This is a genomic window from Frankia sp. CcMO1, from assembly GCF_977945845.1.
This window is the reverse complement of sequence record NZ_CDWTMG010000376.1, coordinates 1-3,031: the sequence shown is the minus strand read 5'-3', so window position 1 is coordinate 3,031 and position 3,031 is coordinate 1. Positions and strand designations below refer to the sequence as shown.

The following is a 3,031-nucleotide window of genomic DNA, read 5'->3' as shown; positions in this document are numbered from 1 at the left end:
TCTTCGAGGCGGAGCCCGTCGGCGAGGTGTCGTTCGGGGTGAGCGAGTGCGTCTACAGCTGGACCGCGCGCTACCACCAGGCCGGGACCCACATCACGGTGCGGATCCAGCTGAACCCCGACGCCGGCATCTCCAACGCCACCATGGACACCCTGAGGACGACGTGGCGCAACGGCATCCTCACCACATGGGGGAACCGGTTCGACTGCCGCGCCGGCAACGGCGGTCGACAGCCGATCACCTTCGACGTGCAGTGGGTCGGGTCGAACGCGCACCACGTCGTGCGCGTCCAGCAGGGCCCCGCCCGTTCCAACATGGGGCTCTGGGACACCTCCGACACCGGCAACGTCGCCGCCCACGAGTTCGGGCACATGCTGGGGCACCCCGACGAGTACGCCGACGCCGCCTGTCCGAGCAGGAACCCGGTGAGCACCGGGACGGTGATGGACAACAACACCTTGCCCGTCGCCCGGCACTACAACCGGATCACCGGCTTCCACGGGTCCGGCCACGTCCCGATCGCCGGTCCACCGGAACGCAGCGACGAACCCCCGGAGGTGACCATGGGCGTCACGAGGATCGACGACCTCCCCCCCGAGGCGCGATCGGCGGCCCTGGAGCGGCTGCGGGCCATGGGGGAGGCCGACGCCGATCCAGAGGGCGCCCAGGACACCGAGGTCACCTTCGAGGTGACCGGCGGGACACCGGGAGAGCACTACGCCTACCGAGTAGCGGTCCGGGGCGACGGTTCCGCCGAGCGACGAGTGGTCGACGAGCTCCAGCCGGAGCAGGAGACGAGCGCGGCCGACCAGGTGGACCGCCAGCTGGCAGCGCAGGTGTTCGCCGCGGCCGGCGAGGCCGGCCTGCTCGACGACGCGGCCCCGGAGGTGCACGCGCAGCAGACCGGCGACCTGCTGCCCGACAGCATGCTGGCCATCATCACCGTGCGCGACGGAGACTCCGTCCGCCGCGTCGCGATGCCGGCCGACGACCCCGCCAGCCCCCGACCGGGCGAGCCGTCCCTGGCCGACGTCCCCCTGGAGACGCCGTTCCAGCTGCCGTCCGAGTCGGCCGATGCGCTGCGCCCGGTGCTGGACGCCCTGCGCGCCGTGGAGGCGGCGCTGTGACGCTCAGGCGACGGGCAGCGGGGTGAGGTCGAGACGCCAGGCGGGACAGGCGGATGGTCGCGAACCGCCAGCGGCCGTCGACCTTCTCGTAGGTCTCGTGGTAGTGCCCGAACCCGTGGAGCTCGGCGCGGATGTGGTCGGCGATCGACCAGCCGGCTGATTCGCGATCGGTTGCGGGTTGGGGTAGACCGCGGGGATGCGAGGCAAGCCCGAACGACAGTTGGCGATGCTTATGTCGTTGAGCGCCGAGGACCTGATCCTGTGGGGTGCCAGAAGTCGGCTTGGGCCTGTGACCTGGGCTGATGCGACAGTACGGGACCGTCGGCATGATGGTCAGCTATGTCCGTGCGACTGCTCTATCTGATCTTCGTGCGGGTGTGTGGCTGGTTGGTTCTCCTCGGTCGTTCGTCGGCGTCCAAGGACATCGAGCTGTTGGTGCTGCGGCATGAGGTCGCGGTGCTGCGCCGTACCCAGCCCAAGCCCCGGTGGGACTGGGCGGACCGGGCGGTGCTCGCCGCACTGATCCGACTCCTGCCCAGAGAGATGCGAGCGCACCGGCTGGTCACCCCGGGGACCGTCCTGCGGTGGCACCGCCGCCTGATCACACGGACATGGACCCATCCAGAGCGGATGGGTCGGCCACCGGTCGGCACGGAGATCGTGACCCTCATCGAGCGGCTCGCGACCGAGAACACGACGTGGGTCTACCAGCGGATCCGGGGCGAGCTCCTCAAGCTCGGCCACCGGGTCAGCGCCTCCACGATCCGCCGGGTCCTGAAGTCCCTGGGGCTGCCCCGGCTCCGCAACGGCAGACCGACACGACGTGGCGACAGTTCCTGCGCACGCAGGCGTCGACGATGCTGGCCGTGGACTTCTTCCATGTGGACTGCGCGGTGACGCTGCGGCGTCTGTACTGTTTCTTCGTCATCGAGGTCGGCTCCCGCACCGTCCACATCCTCGGGGTCACCGCCCACCCCGACGGACCGTGGACCACCCAACAAGCCCGGAACCTGCTCATGGATCTTGGTGACCGGGCGGCCGACTTCCAGTTCCTGGTCCGTGACCGGGCCGGCCAGTTCACCGCGTCGTTCGACGCGGTCCTCGCCGACGCCGGCATCACCGCGATCAAGATCCCACCCCGGGCTCCGCGGGCGAATGCCTATGCGGAACGGTTCGTCCGCACGGTCCGGACCGAGGTCACCGACCGGATGCTGATCTTCGGCGAACGGCACCTGCGCACCGTTCTGGCCGAGTACGCACGGCACTACAACGGACGACGACCCCACCGCGGTTGTGGCCTTCAACCGCCCCGGCCCGACCACCCTGTCGCAGACCTGACCAAGGAACGGATCAAGCGCCGACCCGTCCTCGGTGGCTTGATCAACGAATACGAACGAGCCGCCTAAAACCCCAGGTCAAGGCCGGTGGCCGAGTTCTGACACCCCACAGCCTGGTCGGACAGGTCACGGCACTAGATGGAAGCTGGTTCGTCCGCTTGGAGGCCGATGGATCGGCGGATACTGCTGGCGATCTCGGACGGCAGCTCGCACATGATCTCCTGGCCAAGGGCGCGGATGGCACCTTGGCGGACGTGCGAGCCAGCGAGGCCCCGGCCGCGACCGACGGGTAGGCAAGGGGTTAGCAGGGTGCGGAAGAAGGGCTGATCGGAGGCTCGCGGGCGGCGTGGCGGGCGGGGGGCCGGTGTGGGGGTCTGTCGCGTGGTTGGCGGCGGCCTGTTGGGGTCCTCGGGTCGTTGTGGGGAGGCCTCGGTGGCGCGGTGGGCCCTTGCTATGGGGACGGACGCCGACTACAATACGCGCTGGCACCCATCCGAAGAGGACGCCGGGTCGACGAGAGGCGGGACTCGGCTAGCGAGCCGAAGGAGCCGGACATGGGGTGGAGCG

Annotated in this window: 1 protein-coding gene and 1 pseudogene; both read left to right on the top strand. The window is 69.7% G+C overall.

Annotated features, from left to right (window positions below):
• Positions 1-1,127 (top strand): hypothetical protein (locus AC08OU_RS24065; protein ID WP_476605892.1); only part of this gene is annotated, 1,127 nt, incomplete at its 5' end.
• A 339-nt stretch (positions 1,128-1,466) separates the two neighbouring features.
• Positions 1,467-2,533: pseudogene (locus tag AC08OU_RS24060) on the top strand (integrase core domain-containing protein).
• The last annotated feature ends 498 nt before the right edge of the window (positions 2,534-3,031 follow it).